The organism is Streptomyces sp. NPDC088254, assembly GCF_044740925.1.
In the GTDB taxonomy this organism is placed as follows: Bacteria; Actinomycetota; Actinomycetes; order Streptomycetales; family Streptomycetaceae; genus Streptomyces.
This window is the reverse complement of record NZ_JBIURQ010000001.1, coordinates 483,142-500,112: the sequence shown is the minus strand read 5'-3', so window position 1 is coordinate 500,112 and position 16,971 is coordinate 483,142. Positions and strand designations below refer to the sequence as shown.

Genomic DNA, 16,971 nt, shown 5'->3' with positions numbered 1-16,971 from the left:
TCCCACGTCGGAGGCTTGTCCGTCGTCCCGGGCGGAGCGGGTGGGCGCGGGGTTACCTTGGGGGCATGGGCGGCGGCGTGGTGACGCTGTTTCTGTGCGGTGACGTGATGCTGGGACGCGGCGTCGACCAGATCCTGGCGCACCCCGGCAGTCCCGAGCTCCGCGAGGACTACGTGCGGGACGCCCGGTCCTACGTCCGGCTGGCGGAGGCCGTCAACGGGCCCGTCCCCGCCCCCGTCGACCCGGCGTGGCCCTGGGGTGAGGCGCTCGGGTGGCTGGCGGAGCGGGACCCGGACGTACGCATTCTGAACCTGGAGACGTCCGTCACGCGCGGCAGCGCCTTCGCGCTCGACAAGGCGGTCCACTACCGGATGCACCCGGCCAACCTCCCCGCCCTCGCCGTGGCCCGCCCCGACGTGTGCGTACTGGCCAACAACCATGTCCTCGACTTCGGCCGCCCGGGCCTCGAGGAGACGCTCGTCTCCCTGCGCGGCGCCGGTCTGCGCACGGCGGGCGCGGGACGGAACCCGGCGGAGGCGTACGCGCCGGCGGTGGCGGCCCTTCCGGACGGCGGACGGGTACTGGTGTTCGCCCTCGCGGCGCCCTCCGCCGGTGTGCCGCCCGCCTGGGCCGCCACACCGGGCACGTCCGGAGTGGCCTACGTCCCCGAGCTCTCGGCCGGCACGGCCGCCGCGGTGGTGCGTCATGTGGGGCGGGCCAAGCGTCCGGGCGACCTCGTGGTCGTTTCCGTGCACTGGGGCTCGAACTGGGGGTACCGCGTCGCCCGCGAGCAGGTCCGCTTCGCCCGCCTGCTGGTCGACGGGAGCGTCGATGTGGTCCACGGCCACTCCGCGCACCACCCGCGCCGCCCGGAGGTCTACCGCGGCCGGCTCGTCCTCCACGGCTGCGGGGACTTCATCGACGACTACGAGGGCATCGCCGGCTACGAGGAGTACCGCGCCGACCTGCGGATCGCCTACCTCGTCACCCTGGAGGCCGGCGCCGGCGGGGCCGACCCGGGGCGGCTGACGGAGATGCGGATGCTGCCCCTGCGTGCCCGGAGGATGCGGCTGGAGCACGCGCCACCGGAGGACCGCGCCTGGCTGCGGGACGTCCTGGGCCGGATCAGCGACGGGGGGCGCGTCGCCGCCGACGCCGACGGCACGCTCGTCCTGGTGCCCTCCGCCGTACCTGGTGCGAGGCCATGAGCAGACGGCTCGCGAAGTCCCTGCCCGGCGGGCCATTGGTACAGTCGGCGGGGGTTCCGCGAGCGCGGCGGAACACCGAGGCACGAGGAGGTCCGGCGCCATGGCCGTGGACGAGCTGGACACCCGCATCCTGCGGCTGCTGCTGGAACAGCCGCGGACCAGCGTGCGGGAGTACGCGCGCGTGCTCGGCGTCGCGCGCGGCACGCTGCAGGCCCGCCTGGACCGGCTGGAGCGGGACGGCGTGATCACCGGAACGGGGCCCACCCTCTCCCCCGCCGCACTCGGCCACCCGGTGCTGGCGTTCGTGCACATCGAGGTCACCCAGGGCCACCTCGACGACGTGGGCGACGCGCTGGCCGCTGTCCCGGAGATCGTCGAGGCGTTCTCGATCACCGGGGGCGGCGATCTCCTCACCCGGGTCGTGGCGCGTGACAACGCCCACTTGGAGGACGTCATCCAGAAGCTGATCAGTCTCCCCGGCGTGGTCCGCACCCGCACCGAGGTGGCGCTGCGCGAGCGCGTGCCGTACCGGCTGCTGCCCCTGGTGGAGTCGATCGGACGGTCCGCGCCCGGACGTTGACCTGGCACGACGCCCCGCGCGAGCGCGCCGGGACGTTCGAGATGCGCCCGAGACGCACTCTAGGACCGGCGGCGCGGCTTGCCCGTGCCCCGCTTGACGCCGCCGGACCTGGAACCGCCGCCCTTGGCTCCCGTGCCCTTGGCGCCGCCGCTTCTCGCACCGCCGGTGCGGCCCTTCGCGGTGTTGCCGCCGCCGGTCGTCCTGCCCGCCGCCCGCTTGCGCGGCTCGCGCTTGTCGGCGGCCTTCGACTGGGTCTGCTGCGGGGCACGCCCGCGCGTGCTGTTGACGGTGCGGCCGCGGACGATCCCGATGAAGTCCTCCACCAGCTCGGTCGTCGCGTCCTCCGGCCAGGACAGAGCGACGTCCGACCGGGGCGCGTCCACGAGCGTCCGGTAGGTCAGGTCACGGCGGTGGTGGAGCCGGGCCAGCGACTGGGGCACGGCCAGGACGCCGATGTTCGCCGCGACCAGTTCGACGGCGTCGGCCGTGGTCGCGGGGCGCTCGAAGGCGGCCTCGCCGGGCGGCCGGTCCCAGCCGAGGACGTCGTCGAGGGGGTGGAGGACCACCTCGTCGGCGAGGTCGTCGAGGGTCACCTCGTCCGCCGCCGTGAGCAGGTGGTCCTTGGGGACCACCACGACGGTGGTCTCGGTGTAGAGGGGGATCGCGCTGAACACGGTCCGGTCGACCGGGAGCCGTACGAGGCCCGCGTCGGCGCTGCCGTCGCGCAGGGTGTCGAAGGCCTCGGCGGGCGTCACCTGGACGAGCGTGAGGGGGACGCCCGGGAAGCGTTCCTCCCAGGTCCGCACCCACTTGGCGGGTGTCACTCCGGGGACGTATGCGAGCCGGAACGAGGGGGAATCCGCCGAGTCGGTCATCCCGCCAGGTTACCGGCCCCGGTCAGGGGCTCCCCCGGCGGCCGATAGGCTGGGCGGCATGAAGTCGCAGCAGAGCACCCAGACGATGAAGCCCGCGACCGCGGCGAAGAAGCTGGGTGTGTACCTCCCCGCCACCCCCGCCGAGTTCCAGGAGGGTGTCGTCTCGCGCGCCGAGCTGAACGAGCTCCAGGCGAACCCGCCCGCATGGCTGCGCGCGCTCCGGGAGAGCGGCCCGCACCCCCGTCCCGTCGTCGCGGCGAAGCTGGGCGTGTCCATCGCGGGACTCGCCCGCGGTGGCGTCACCGAGGCGCTGACCACCGAGCAGATCGACGCCCTGAAGGACGAGCGGCCCGAGTGGCTGGAGAAGGAGCGCGCGACCCAGGCCGAGGTCCGCAAGGAGACGGCGCGCCTGAAGAAGCGCGCCGCGGAGAAGGCCGAGCAGGCGGAGCAGTCGTAGCGGGCGCGCGGGGGTCGCGTACGGGGCGCGCGGCGGGTCCCCGCGACCCGTCCCCGTCGCCCGCCGGGTGTGCGGCGCCGGGCCGTCCGCCGCGCTGTACCGTGCACAGTGAGCCCGCGGGAGTCGCTCGTGGGCCGTCGGGCGGGCTCCGCCTAGGGCGGGCCCCCGGCGTGGTGTTTCGAGGTTGCTGGGGGTTGGGATGGTTGCTGGTCGTGTGGTGCGCTTCGACAGCCAGCGCGGTTACGGGTTCATCGCGCCCGACGACGGTGGCGAGGACGTCTTTCTGCATGTGAACGACATGCTGATGCCCGAGTCGCAGGTGCGGCGGGGCGTGGTGGTGGAGTTCGAGATCGAGGACGGCGAGCGCGGGCCGAAGGCGTCCGGGGTGCGGCTCGCGCGAGGCGAGGACGGCAAGCCGCTGGCGGCCGACGACGACGTCCTATGCGATGTGCTCAGCACTGAGGAGTTCACCCGGGACGTCACCGAGACGCTGCTGACGGCGGCGCCCTCGCTGACCGCGGAGCAGATCCTCCAGGTCCGCGGCGCGCTGGCGCAGTTCGCGAAGAACCACGGCTGGGTCGAGGGCTGACCGGGCGCGGACGCGGGGCACGTGCGCCCCGCGTCCGGCGTCCGGCGTCCGGCGTGGCCCACGGCCGTCGGCGTCCGGCGTGGCCCACGGCCGTCGGCGTGTCGCGGCTCCGCGTGACCTTCCGGCGATGACCGGAACCCGTCCTGCCGCAGACGTCCCCCTCTGCCGGTGGACACGCCCGACAGGCCGCCGACCTGCGCTTTCCACCTCCCCCACGGCCGGGCGGCCGCTTGCACGGACCCCGTTGTCAGTGGCCTGATCTACAGTTCCCGACACTTGATCACTGCGGGTGCGGGAGGCACGCATGGGGTGGGTGTCGGCAGGCGACTACGAGGTCGCCCTCGACGACGGCGAGGTGGTGTGCCGCAACGCGGCCGGGCGGCGGTTGAAGTCCGTGCCGTCCAAGATCGCCGACGATCCGGCCGTGGTGGGGCTGCGTCAGCTCGTCGAGTGGCTGGAGCGGCACGAACAGCGGTGCCTGAGCGACGTCGAGCGGTGGATGGTGCGTTCGCTGCCGGTGCCGTTCGCCGTCCTCGCCCGGGTGTGGCCCGACCCGGCCTGGCAGTCCGCCCTGCGCGACCTCGTCGTCACCGGGGACGACGGCGAGGTGGCCGGTTTCCTGCGGGACGCCGACCTCGAGCGCGGTCTCGGTCTGGTCGACCTCGACGGCGACACCGTACGCATCACCCCCGACCTGGTCCGGCTGCCGCACCCCGTTCTCCTCGAAGACCTGGAGGAGTTGCGGGAGTTCGCCGTCGAACTCGGTGTCGAGCAGCGTGCCCGGCAGCTCTTCCGTGAGGTCTGGCGCCGGCCCGCCGGGCTCGACGTCGAGGCCTCCTCCGTCGAGGAGTACGCGGGCGGCGTCTTCAAACAGCTGCGTTTCCTGCACGGCCGGGCCGCCCAGCTCGGCTACCGCGTCCGGGGCGGTCACGCCGTCTGCTCCGTCCTGGAGGACGGCCGCGGCGTCGAGGCCCGGGTGTGGGTCGGCGACTACGACGGCTATGAGGAGACGGAGACCGGCCCGCTGGTCTTCACCGACCCCGCCGGCAGGGCGCTGAAGCTGGGTCAGGTCGGGCCGGTGGCCTGGTCGGAGGGCATGCGCATGGCGGCCGCGCTGTACGCCGGGCGCGACATCGAGGACGAGGAGCGGGCGGCATGACGACCTACGACGAGACCACGGCGGCCGCGCTGCTCGACGCGGGCGCGGTACTGCCGCCCGGCTCCACCGACCGGGCCGACGCCGACGTCCTCACCGTCCGCACGTACACCCATGCGGCGCTGGCCGGCCGCAGCGTCGTGCGGCTCGTGCCGGGCACGCTCGGGGAGGCCGAGGACCTCGCGCTGGACTTCCTCGGGCTGGCCCGGGAGCCGGAGGCGCCCGAGGTCGGCCAGGTCCGCAAGGAGACGCTCGGCTTCCCGGCGTGGGCGCTGGTCAACGATCCGGCCAACGGCCACCACGCGCTGGCGCTGGTCAAGGACGTCGAGCGGCTCGCCCGGCAGGCCAAGTCCCGCCCCGGCACCGCCAAGGAGGGCTTCGAGGCGCTCGGCGAGCGACTCGGGCGGGCCGTGCCGCACTTCCTGCCGACCTTCTACGAGCAGGCCGCCCGGGTCTTCCTCCAGCACGAGAACACCGCCTACGCCGCCGCCTTCTTCGGCAAGGCCCGCGAGGCCGAGCGGGTGCACGCGCTGGCCGTGGACGAGGAGCGGCAGCGGGCGGTGTTCCTGGAGTTCGCCTTCGCCGGCGCGCTGACCGTCAAGGCGCTCAAGGAGCACGTGAAAGCGCTGGGGGCGCGACTCAGCCCGGCCGAGGCGTGGGCGCAGTTCCGGCAGTTGGCGGTGGAGCGCTGCGCGGCCGGCATGCCGCCGTACGCGTCGCTGCCGCAGGACGCGCGCGGGCTGATCAAGGCCGCCGGGCTGGACCGGGCGGCCGAGGAGCGCGCCCTGGTCGCCGACCTGATCGCCTCGCCCGCGGTGGTCCGGGCGCCCGTCTCCTTCTGGAACGCCTACCGGACGACCCTGAAAGCCCTGGCCGAGGAGCGGCCGGCGGTGAGGCGCCGACTGCTGGAGATCATGCCCGCGGGTCTGGGCCGTTCCGTTGCGGACGACGAGTCGTGGCTGGCGCTGCTCGCGGAAACCGGCGCGGATCTGCTGCTGACCGGTGCGGAGGACGGCCCGGACGCGGCGAGCGCGACGGCGGACGACCCGGACGCTGCCGGTGCGGTGACGAGCGACGTGGACGCGGCGGACTGGCTCAGCCGGTGGTCGCTGCACCGCAAGCACGGCGCCGCCTTCAGCAGCCGCTCGCCGGCCACACTCGCGCTGGTGGAGCGGATGGCGCCGCGACTGCGCGCGCAGGGCCGCCCGGTGGACCTGTTCACCAGCCGCCGGCACGCGGGCGCCGATCTCGACCTGTACGACCTGTGCGCGGCGCGGGACGTGCCGTTGACGCTGCCCGACGCCGGCCGGGACGTGTTCCTGCCGCTGGGGCCGTGGCTGAAGGAACCCCGGCCCGGACGGCGTGATCTGACCGCCCTCGCGGCGCACCCGCGCCACCGGCGTCTGCTGTACCGCTCGGTGGGCATGCTGAGCCGTCAACGCCCCGACGACCAGCTGGTGGAGGGGCTGGCCGGGCACCCGGTGCTCGCCGACGTGCTGCGGGAGTGGCTGGACGACTCGGCCGAGGCGCTGACGGCCGCGCGCGGCCTGCCCGCGGCGCGGGAGGCGCTGGACCGGCTCCGTCCGTTCCGCGCGGTCGCCGCCCGGGTCGCTCCGGCCGCCGTCGCCGAGGCCGCCGCCCACCAGACCGGTCCGCTGCTCGGCCGTACACTGCGCGCCGGCATCCCGGACGAGCTGGGCTGGCCCGCGCTCGAGGAGGCTCTGGAGCGGCTCGACGCCCGGACCCGGAGCGACCGCGAGGACGTCCTGCGCGTCGAGGAGGCCTGGCCCGCCCTGATCCTCTCGCGCCGGCACCTGGCGATCGTCGTCGGCCCGCAGGGGATCTGGCTGGAGCACGAGCTGCGGCTGCCCGTCGAGCTGGACCGCTGGCAGCGTCCGACGTTCCGTTACACGGACGGCGAGTTGCTGGTGATGTGGTGGCAGGACAACAAGCAGCGCGGCTACTGGTCGGCCCGGCCGCACGAGGTGTTCACCGTCGGCGGCGAGCGGGCCGCGCGATGGCTCGCGAGCGGGGACGCGGGTGAGCCCTCCCTGCCGCTGCCAGGCGGCGGTCGGGCCACCGGCGGGCGGACGCTGCACGCCGGTGACACGGTGGTGCCTGCCTCGCGCCCGATCCTCGGCGACGGCACCTCGTACTGGCGCCAGGGCCGGCAAGGGCGGCACCACGTCTGGCTGGAGTACGACCCGGCCACCGGCACGCACGGGCGTGCCTCGCTGCCCGCGTTCCTGCGGACCGGAATCCTGGAGGGCGCGAGCCTGCGGCAGCGGCACTGTGCGGTTCTGCCCCTCCGACCGGGCCTGGAGCAGAGCCCGTTCGGCACGGACGGCACGGTGCTCGGCCGCTGGGTGCGCACGGAGGGCGAGGGGGCCGAGGCCCGCACGGTCGCCGGGACGCCGGACGGGCGCACGGTCGCCCTGCCGGCGGCGCAGGAGCGCGGGCAGGGCGTTCCGGTGGGCGCGCTGCGGCTGCCCGGGGGCGCCGAGCCCGTCGTCGTCGCCCTGCACCGGCAGATCGCCCTGTACGCCGGGGACGACACGTCCGCGGCCGGGGAGCTGGGGCGGCTGACGCCGCTGGAGCGCGGTGGGGAGTTCGCCGCCGGCACCCGGCTCGTCCCGCCGGTCGACTTCTGGCACGCGCTGCGGCCACGGGACGAGCGGGCGTCGGCCCTGCTGCGCTCGCTGAGCGACGCCCGCGCCGCCGAACTGCTGAGTGCGGGGGCCGAGGCGCTCGCGGAGCGCACGGCGCTGCTGAAGCGTGCGGCCCTGGCGGCGGCGAACGGCGCGACCACGGAAGGGACTTCCGCCGGGACGGCTCCGTCCTCCGGTGCCGTCGTCACCGCGGGCGGCGCCACCGTCGCGCCTTCCGTCGAGGAGGTCCTGCGTGAGGTCGTCTCCCGCTGTCTGCCCGACCTCGCCGAACCGCGCGTGCTGACCGGCGTCGCCTCGCTCGTGCGGGCGGTGCTGCGCCTGGCGGAGTCGACCGCCTCCTTCGTCGCACCCCCGGAGCGGCGTCCGCAGACGGACCGGCGGCGCACCGAGGGGATGTTCGCCGAGCTCAGTCCCGAGCACGGCGACGACCAGACGCTGCGCGAGGCCGTCGCCGGCCTCGCCGACCAGCACGGCTGGTGGAACGGCAGGGCCAGTTGGACCGCGTTGCGGCAGATCCGCGCGGTGAACCATGTGCTGTCCGGGAAGCCCGCCGACGGCAAGCCGCTGCCCCGGCGCTCCGCGCTCGACGCCGACTGCGACGGGTGGCGCAGCGACGAGTTCACCGTCCCCGGCATCGGCCTGGTCTGGCCGTCCGTGCTGGGCGCGCTGCGTCCACTCGCCTACCGCGCCGCGTCCCCGGCCCTCACCGAGGCGCACCGGGAGGCGCTGCTCCTGCTGTTCGAGGCGGTCGTGGACGGTCCGCTGGCGGCTTCGGGGGGCGGCGCGCTGCGGGAGGTCGTGTTGAGCGAGCCGCACGACAAGCAGGAGCGTGTCGGCCAGGTGCTGCGCCGTGAGGGCCGGACCGTCGTGATCCTGGGCTGCCAGAGCGTGGACCGCGGGAGCGGGACGGTGAACTGGCTGGCCCTGGACCACGACCCGGCCGGTGCGTTCGGTGCGATCGCGCACTTCGTCCTCACCAAGGAGACCGCGCGCCCCCCGCTGTTCGACGCCGAGGCGCTCGCCGTGGTGACCGGGCTGATCCGGGACAAGGGCGCCGCGCCCTGGCAGCCGGAGGCTCCGGCGGCCCTGGCGGAGGCGACGCGGGGCGGACTGGGTCCCGTGCAGGCCGCGTTGCTGCTCGTGGGCAAGCCCTCCGAGATCTCCACCGAGACGCTCACGGCGATCGGTCTGAAGCCACGTCAGAAGCACTTTGCCGAGGGCTTGTTGGGTTCCCTCAGGTCCGGTGACCGGGCGGCGCTGATCGGGGCGCTGCTGCCCGCGAGCCCCGGCGACCTGTGGGCCGCCGGTCCGGACACGGCGGCCGCGGGCCGGGTGTGGCAGGAGCGGCTCGGCGGGTTCGTGCGGCTGCCCGAGGACCTCGCGGCCGACCTCGGCCTCACGGGCGTGCCGGCGGGGTCCGCCGAGGCCGTGCTCAATCCGGCACGGACCCCCTGGATCAGCCGTACCACGGTGCAGCGCCCCGACAAGGGCGGCGAGCTCGTCCCCGACGACGCCGAGGCGCTGCCCGGGCGGTATCAGCTGACGCAGGCGGTGAGCGCGCTGGCCGGGCTCGCCTACGCGCTGCCGTACGGGCACCCGCTGCGTGCCGCGCTGCCCGAGGGCCTGGCCGCGCTGCGCCGCCGCGTCGCCGATCCGGGACTGCTGCTCGACCTCGACGTCTCCTGGGCGGAGAAGGGCGGTTCGACGGCGGTCGGGCTGCGCAAGGCGTACGGGCTGACCGACGGCGGCGGTTTTGACGCCGACGGTCTGACCCCGCTGGGCGAGGCACTGGTCCTGCGTCCGTGGTACGGCGAGCAGGAAGCGGTCCTGGTGCGCCCGGCCGCGCTGTCCGGGCCGACGGACCCGGTGTTCGGGCTGGTGGAGGGGCTCGTCGGGCCCGGGCGTGGCATGGGCCTGCGGGCTCTGCGCACGATCCTCGACGACGAGCTGGCCGGCGCGGTCGCGGCCGGAACCGGTGGCGGGGAGTTCGCCGGGCACGCCCAGGACCCGACCGTGAGCGTGCCCGGGCTGGTGACGGAGGTCGCCGAGGCGCACCGGCTCGGCGAGGACACGGCGGCGCTCTACCTCCAGCTGCTGGCGCTGCCGGATCCGACGGACCGCAACTGCGCCCGCTGGACCGGCTGGAAGCCCGCGCGGCTGAAGAAGGCCCGGGCCGAGCTCGCCGCCACCGGCCTGGTCGTGGAGGCCAGGCGGCCGCGTGCCGGGCGCACTCTTTTCCTGCCCTGCGGCTGGCGCGACCTGAAGGCTCCCGCGCTGCCGGTGGAGATCTGGAAGGAAGGCCTCTACCCGGTCTTCGGCCCGGCGCGCGCCGTCCCGCTGCTGCCGGTGCCGGAGCTGTTCGAGCGGGCGTGGGCCCGCGTCCGGTCCGGCGACGCCCCGGCGTACGAGGAGCTCACCACCCGCGCAACGCGCAGGGGCCGACGCCGATGACGTCCGTCCGCCGCACCCGTCCCGCCCGCCCTACCCGGAAGAACCCGCGCCGATGACCACTGTCCCCGCCCCCCTGTCCGACCCGGGTTCCGCCTCCGAGTCGGCGTCCGCCCGCCAGATCGCGCCGCCCGAGGATCGGTATGCCGACGAGCTGGCCTTCCTCGCCGCGTACGACGACGGACCGCGTCCGCCGGCCTGGCGACTGACCCCGCGTGCGGTGGTCACGTTCGTGATGGGCAGCGACGGCCGGGCCCTGAAGCTGCCCGACGGCGCGCACGTTCCCGAGGGGGTGCCGCGCCGGCTCGTGGTCGAGGGCAAGTTCGTCGGTGACCGGGCACTGGTCGAGCGGTGCGTGGTGACTCTGGCGGGCGAGCGGGGCCTGCTGCTCGTCGGCGAGCCCGGCACCGCGAAGTCGATGCTGTCGGAGCTGCTGTCGGCCGCGGTCTGCGGCACCAGCGGCCTGGTCGTGCAGGGCACCGCCGGCACCACGGAGGACCAGCTCAAGTACGGCTGGAACTATGCCCTGTTGCTCGCGCAGGGCCCCAGCCGTCAGGCGCTGGTGCCCTCGCCGGTCTTGACCGCGATGCGGCGGGGCGGCATCGCCCGGGTGGAGGAGGTGACGCGCTGTCTGCCCGAGGTGCAGGACTCTCTGGTGTCGCTGCTCTCCGAGCGGCGCATCGCCGTTCCCGAACTGTCGGGCACGGACGACGCGTTGGCGCACGCGGCTCCGGGCTTCAACCTCATCGCCACCGCCAACCTGCGGGACAAGGGCGTCTCCGAGATGTCCGCGGCCCTCAAGCGGCGGTTCAACTTCGAGACGGTGGGCCCGATCTCGGACCTCGACTCGGAGACGGCGCTGGTGCGCGGTCAGGCGCGGGCCTCGGTGGAGCGGGCCGGGGCGCCCTTCCAGGTCGACGACGCCGTCCTGGAGGCCCTCGTCACCGCCTTCCGGGACCTGCGCGAGGGCCGGTCCGCGGAGGGGTGGGAGGTGGAGCGGCCGTCGACGGTGATGAGCACCGCCGAGGCCGTGTCCGTCGCGGGCGCGCTGGCGCTGGCCGCGGCGTACTTCCCCGGCGACCGTGACGTGCTCGGTCTGCTGCCCGGGCATCTGCTCGGTGTGGTCCGCAAGGACGACCCCGCCGACGCGGCGCGGCTGCGCGGCTACTGGGACGGCCCGGTCCGCCGGCGCGCCGAGCAGGGATCCGCCACCTGGCGCACCCTGTGGGACCTGCGCACGGTCCTGGAGGGCTGACGCCGTGTCCCTCTCCCCCGCCCCTGCCCTGTCCGGCCCCGGCGACGGCGCCGAGAGCGGGACCGGCATGCCCGCTGGGACGCTCGCTACCCTGACCGGCACGCCCGCCGAAGCGCTCGCCGTCCTCACCGGGCCGGACGCGCCCTATCTGATCGGTGTGCGGCACCACGCGCCCTCGCTGGCCGCCGCCGTGCCCGCGCTGCTCGACGCGGCGGAGCCGGACGTGCTGCTCGTCGAACTGCCCGCCGAGATGCAGGAGTGGCTGCCGTGGCTCGGACACGAGGAGACGGTGGCCCCGGTCGCGCTCGCCGCGGCTCCCGGGGGCGGGCGGGGCGGTGAAGAGCCGGCGTTCTATCCGTTCGCCGACTTCTCGCCCGAGCTGGCCGCCGTGCGGTGGGCCGCCCGGCGCGGGACGCCGGTGGTCGCCTGCGATCTGCCGCTCGCCGACCGGGCCTGGCAGGAGGACCGGCGGCAGCCCGCGTCCGAGGGCGGGAGGCCGGGGCTCGCCGGGGCGTTGCGGGCCCGCTTGACGGGGCGGCCGGGCGACGATCTGTGGGACCGGCTCGTCGAGGCGACCGCCCCCGGCTCGCCGCCAGAGTCGCTGCGCCGGGCGGCCCTGCTCACCGGGTGGGCACTGCGCGCGGACGCGGTCGCGCAGGGCGGGGTGCCCGGGGTGGACCTGGGGCGCGAGCGGTGGATGCGGGCCCGGCTGGCCGAGGCGACGGCGGGCGGGCAGCGGGCAGCCGCCGTGGTCGGGGCCTTCCACGCTCCCGCGCTGGTGGGACCGGTCCCAGGGGACGCGGCGCAGGCGCCGGACGGAACGAGCGGCTCCGCGTGGACGACGTCGCTCATCCCGTACGCCTACGCCCTGCTCGACGAGCGCTCCGGCTACCCGGCGGGCATCCGGGACCCGGAGTGGCAGGACATGGTGCTGCGCGCGGCCGGCGATCCGGCGGCGCTGGAGGAGGCGTTGACGCGGGCGGCCGTGCGGGTGTGCGCGGAGCTGCGCGCCCTCGGGCACCCGTCGGGCCCCGCCGACGCCCGCGAGATCGTCCGCCTCGCCTCCGACCTCGCCCGGCTGAGGGGGCTGCCCGCCGCCGGCCGGGGGGAGCTGGTCGAAGCGGTGCAGACGGTCCTCGCACAGGGTGAGCCGTACGGGCGGGGCCGGGCGGTGGCGCGGGCGATGGAGCGGGTGCTCGTCGGCAGCCGTACCGGGCGGCCCGCGCCGGACGCGCCCCGCAGCGGACTCGCCCCGGCGGTCGAGGACGAGGTGGCGGCGCTCGGACTGCCCGGGCCGGCGCAGGGCGGTGAGGGACAGGCCCGTGATCTGCGTCTGGACCCGCTGCGCTCCGACCTGGACCGCCGCCGCGAGCTGCTGCTGCGTCGGCTGACGGTGTGCGGGGTGCCGTACGGGGAGGCCAGGGAGGTCGTCGGCGCGGGCGGAGCTGAGGCTCTCACCTCGCGCTGGGAGGTGCGCTGGACGCCGGCCACGGCCGCGATGCTGACCGCCGCCGGGATGCGCGGCGTGACCCCGGCGCAGGCCGCCGAGGGTGTGCTGCGTGAGCGGCGGCGCGCCGAGCGGGACGAAGGCGGACCGACGGCCGCGCAGGTGTCGGCGGGACTGGCGGGCGCGGCGGAGTGCGGCTTGGGCGCGCTCACGGACGAACGGCTCCACGACGTCGCCGAGGTGCTGCCGCCGGCCGGCACCCTGCCCGAACTCCTCGCCGGACTGGCCCTGTTGGACCGACTGCGGGCCGGCCACTTCGCGGGGCTCGATCCTGCGGAGCGCGCGGACCGGGTGACCGACGCGGCCGAGTTGCTCACCGCGGCCGCGGTCCGGCAGGTGGACGGACTGACGGGGTCCGAGGACCGGGCCGACGCGCATGCCCTTCTCGATCTGGCCCAGCGGGCCGATCGGTCGGGCGGCATCCGTCTCACCGATGCGCTCGGCCGGCTGGCCACCGACGGCTCTCCACTGATGCGCGGGGCGGCCGGCGCCGTCCGGGTCCTGCTCGGTCACGAGGACGCCCGGGACTTCGGTGAGCGCGTCGCCTCGTGGGTCGACGGGGCCGTCGACCCTGACGCGCGGTCCGCGCTGACCGCGCGCCTCACCGGGCTGCTGACCGTCGCGGGCCCGCTGCTGGAGGCGGCCGTGCCCGCGCTGGAGCCACTGCTCGACCGCATCTCGGAGCTGAAGGACCGGGAGTTCCTCGACCGGCTTCCGGCTCTGCGGGGCGGGTTCGACGCGCTGAGCCCGGCCGCCCGCGACCGCCTCCTCACCGCCGTCGAGGAGCGTCTCGGCGGCACACGCGTGGCCGACACGGAGGGCGTCGACCCGATCGCGCTGGCCGCCTGGACCCGGTCGGACCTCACGGCCCGCGAGGCGCTGCGCGAACTGGGCCTGCTGCCTGCCGGGGGCGGGGGCAGGGCGGGAGCGTCGGACACACCCCGGGCGGACGCGACACAGGCGGGCGGGATCCAGGCGAACGCGGCGGCCTCGGTCGCGGCTGACGCCGGGGCGACCGTCGGATCCGGGAGTGACGCAGGAGCCGGGGTTGACGCCGGAGGCGGGGGTAACGCAGGAGCCGGGGGTAACGCAGGAGCCGAGAGTGACGCCGGAGCCGGGGGTAACGCAGGAGCCGGGGTTGACGCCGGGGCAGGCACCGGTACGGCATCCGGCCGCCGGGGCGACACCGGGGGCGTCTCCCCCCTCGCCGTTCCCCCGGAGGACGAGCGGCTCCTCGCCCCCGCCGACCGCTGGCGGCTCGTCCTCGGTCGGCGCGGGGACGCGCTGCCGCCCGCTGCCGCCTCGTTGGCGACTGCCCTCGACGAGTTGTACGGCAGCGGGCGCGGCGAGGGCAGCCGGGGCGAGCCGTCCGGCCCTGGCGGGCGCGGTGGCCGGGAGGCGCCGTATCCCGGCGTGCGGGAGTGGTCGCAGGAGCTGGCCGCGCTGTTCGGCCCCGGCATCCGGGAGGAGGTGCTGGCGGCGGCCGCCGCGTCGGGCCGCAGGGACGTGCTCGCCGAACTGGACGCCGACAGCGTGCGCCCCTCCGTGGACCTGCTGCGGACGGTGCTGCAGCACGCGGGCGGACTGCCCGAGGCGCGGCTGGCGGCGCTGCGTCCGCTCGTGCGGCGACTGGTCGACGCGCTGACGCGTGAGCTGGCCACCCGTCTGCGGCCCGCCCTGCACGGCACAGCCCTGCCGCGCCCCAGCCGGCGCCCGGGCGGCGGCCTGGACCTGCCCCGCACCCTGCGGGCGAACCTGATGAACGCGCGCCGGAGCTCCGACGGCAGGGTGCACGTCGTTCCCGAGCACCCGGTCTTCCGCACCCGCGCCAAACGGGCCGCGGACTGGCGGCTGATCCTTGTGACGGACGTGTCGGGGTCCATGGAGGCGTCCACGGTGTGGGCCGCGCTGACCGCCTCCGTGCTGGCCGGGGTGCCCACCCTGTCGACGCACTTCCTGGCCTTCTCCACCGAGGTCATCGACCTCACCGGGCACATCGACGATCCGCTGTCGCTGCTCCTGGAGGTCAGCGTGGGCGGCGGCACGCACATCGCCGCGGGGCTGCGGCACGCGCGTGAACTGGTCACCGTCCCCTCGCGAACCCTCGTCGTGGTCGTCAGCGACTTCGAGGAGGGCTATCCGTTGGGCGGACTGCTGGCCGAGGTCCGCGCGCTGGTCGGCGCGGGCTGCCACGTCCTGGGCTGCGCGAGCCTCGACGACACGGGCCGGCCCCGCTACTCGACAGGCGTCGCGGGCCGGCTGGTCGCCGCGGGCATGCCGGTCGCCGCTCTCAGTCCGCTCGAACTCGCCCGCTGGGTAGGGGAGAAGATCGCATGAACCCGGGCCTGCCTCCCGTCGACCCGTCCGTCACCGCCGAGCTCGTCGGGGCGCTGTCGCCGCGGCTGCGCAAGCGGCTGGACGCCGGCGTCGCCAAGCTCACGGCGCGTCCGGTCGTCCGCGAGGGCGACATCGTACGGATCGCCGTCGACGACGACACCGAACTCGTCCTGCACACGGCGGGCGGGGCGGTGAACCGCGCGGACGCCATCCGCTGCGGGTGCCTGCTCGCACCGGATTGCCTGCACCGCGCGGCGGCGGCCTCGGCCGCACCGGTGGCCGTCGACGACGCTGCGGCCCCCCGGACCGGCCCCACCGCAGCCGCAGCCCCGGCCGATGAGCACGCGAACGCGCCGCGAGGCGATACCGAACCGCCGCGAGGTGAGGCGGGGCCGCCACAGACAGGGGGCGGAGCACCGGCCCCCGATACCGTCACGCCCGCTCAACTCAACGCCGCCCGCGCGGTGTTCGAGGCGACGGCCGCCGTCCTGGAAGCCGGGACGGACGGCGCCGGGGCCGTCCTCCAGGCGGAGTTGCTGCGCGCCGCGCACTCCGCACGGCTCGCCGCACTCCCCCGGGCCTCCGCCTCGGCGGTCGCCGTGGTCACCGGGGTGCGCGCGGCCCGCTCCGCCGACCCCGCGTACCGGCTCGCGGATCTGGCGGACACCGTGTGTGACGCCCTGGCTGTCGCCCACCGGCTACCCGCGGCCACCGGGGCGGACCTGGCCGGACTGCGCGGCGCCGCACGTCAGCCGTACCGTCCGGACGGCTCGCTCCGTCTGTACGGGCTGTTCTCGGAGGCCGTCCTCACGGCGACGGGGTACGCGGGCGCGGTCACCTGGACCGCCGACGCCGACGGCCGCCTCTACACGGTGTCCGACGTGGCGCCGGGCGGCCCCGGCCGGGTGACCGGCGCCGCCGACCGCGCCGTACGGATCGGCGACACCGCCCTGACCCCCCGTGAACTGTCCCGCGCCGGACTCGCGGTGTCCGGTGCGACCGTCTCCCCCACGGGCCGGCTCGGCGCCGGGGCGGGGGTGCGGGCGGTCCGCGCGTCCGGTGCGTCCTGGCACGAGGGGCCGACGGCCCGGCTGTGGGCGGTTCCCGTCGCCCAGCAGGTCGGCCGGGCCCTCGCGGGCGGGCCGGACGCGCACGGCCTGCTGTTCCTCGACGTGACCCTGGCGGGCACGATCCGGGAGGCGGCAGGCGAGTGTCTGCTGGCCGACTGCGAGGGGCTGACGCTCCGACTGGCGGCGGCCCACGACGACCCGGCCCTCCCCCACCGCGACAACCTGCGTCTGCTCGCCGCCGCGCGGGGCGCCCGGTTGCGGATCGTCGCCCGGCTGACGCCCGGCCCGCTGCCCCGCGCCCTGCTGCTCGCCGTCGAGCACCCCGCCGACCGCGCCGCCCGGGTGGATCTGGGCCTGGACCGCCTCCAGCACGCCGACCTGCCCGCGTCGGAAGGCGCCGTCCCCGTGTCCCTGCCCATCCCCGCAGCGGACGAGGCGCCGCTGCACCTCCTGCGCCGCAGGGTGCACCAGACGGTCTCCGGCGGACGCCGTGTCCTGGCCCTCCCCGGCGGCGGCGCGGGCGGCGACGGCGGCCGGCTGCGCCGCCTGGGACTCGCCACGGCGGGCGACTGCCTCGACGGGCTGCACGCGGCCGCCGCCGACCGTTCCCGCGACGCGTTCGGCCGCCTGCTCCCGGCGGACACGGACCGCTTCGCCCGCGCCTGGCTGGCCTCCGCCGTCTACCTGCGGGAGGTGGAGCGGGCGCTGTGCGCGGGGGCCTGGAACGCGTCCGGCGAGACGCGTTCCTCCACGCGTCCTTCTAGGTCATGATCTGACCTACACGGCTCCTACTGTGGTGCTTGTCCACGGAACAGCACCG

The 16,971-nt window shown here is 76.0% G+C and carries 10 protein-coding genes; 9 read left to right on the top strand and 1 reads right to left on the bottom strand.

Annotated elements, in window-relative coordinates; all coding sequences use genetic code 11:
• The first annotated feature begins 65 nt into the window (after positions 1–65).
• Together ACIOC0_RS02190 and ACIOC0_RS02185 are read left to right on the top strand one after the other, a co-directional pair.
• Positions 66–1,208: a CapA family protein gene (locus tag ACIOC0_RS02190; protein WP_402151245.1), complete on the top strand. Its 1,143-nt coding sequence runs from the start codon at positions 66–68 to the stop codon at positions 1,206–1,208.
• 100 nt (positions 1,209–1,308) lie between these two features.
• A complete protein-coding gene (locus ACIOC0_RS02185) occupies positions 1,309–1,788 on the top strand; it encodes an Lrp/AsnC family transcriptional regulator (protein ID WP_352247045.1) in 480 nt (159 codons plus the stop codon).
• Positions 1,789–1,847: 59 nt separating this feature from the next.
• Here ACIOC0_RS02185 and ACIOC0_RS02180 read toward each other — a convergent pair whose 3' ends face one another.
• Complete coding sequence (locus ACIOC0_RS02180) at positions 1,848–2,663, bottom strand: LysR family substrate-binding domain-containing protein (protein ID WP_402151241.1); 816 nt, start codon at positions 2,661–2,663, stop codon at positions 1,848–1,850.
• A 58-nt stretch (positions 2,664–2,721) separates the two neighbouring features.
• Here ACIOC0_RS02180 and ACIOC0_RS02175 point away from each other — a divergent pair, with 58 nt between their 5' ends.
• The 7 genes from ACIOC0_RS02175 to ACIOC0_RS02145 all read left to right on the top strand — a co-directional run bounded on the left by ACIOC0_RS02175 (position 2,722) and on the right by ACIOC0_RS02145 (position 16,922).
• Positions 2,722–3,120 carry a DUF5997 family protein gene (locus ACIOC0_RS02175; RefSeq protein ID WP_402151238.1) on the top strand — a complete coding sequence of 133 codons (399 nt, stop codon included), beginning with the start codon at positions 2,722–2,724 and terminating at the stop codon, positions 3,118–3,120.
• 199 nt (positions 3,121–3,319) lie between these two features.
• Positions 3,320–3,709, top strand: coding sequence for a cold-shock protein (locus tag ACIOC0_RS02170; RefSeq protein WP_130440339.1), 390 nt, complete (start codon positions 3,320–3,322; stop codon positions 3,707–3,709).
• Positions 3,710–4,013: 304 nt separating this feature from the next.
• A complete protein-coding gene (locus ACIOC0_RS02165) occupies positions 4,014–4,868 on the top strand; it encodes a DUF4132 domain-containing protein (protein WP_402151236.1) in 855 nt (284 codons plus the stop codon).
• Entirely contained in the window at positions 4,865–9,985 is a 5,121-nt protein-coding gene (locus tag ACIOC0_RS02160) for a hypothetical protein (RefSeq protein WP_402151234.1), read from the top strand. The genes ACIOC0_RS02165 and ACIOC0_RS02160 overlap by 4 nt, the downstream gene beginning before the upstream one ends.
• Before the next feature lie 52 nt (positions 9,986–10,037).
• Complete coding sequence (locus tag ACIOC0_RS02155; protein ID WP_402151231.1) at positions 10,038–11,237, top strand: AAA family ATPase; 1,200 nt, start codon at positions 10,038–10,040, stop codon at positions 11,235–11,237.
• Positions 11,238–11,304: 67 nt separating this feature from the next.
• Positions 11,305–15,081 carry a DUF5682 family protein gene (locus ACIOC0_RS02150; RefSeq protein WP_402153142.1) on the top strand — a complete coding sequence of 1,259 codons (3,777 nt, stop codon included), beginning with the start codon at positions 11,305–11,307 and terminating at the stop codon, positions 15,079–15,081.
• Positions 15,078–16,922, top strand: coding sequence for a hypothetical protein (locus ACIOC0_RS02145; RefSeq protein ID WP_402151228.1), 1,845 nt, complete (start codon positions 15,078–15,080; stop codon positions 16,920–16,922). The genes ACIOC0_RS02150 and ACIOC0_RS02145 overlap by 4 nt, the downstream gene beginning before the upstream one ends.
• Positions 16,923–16,971 lie beyond the last annotated feature (49 nt).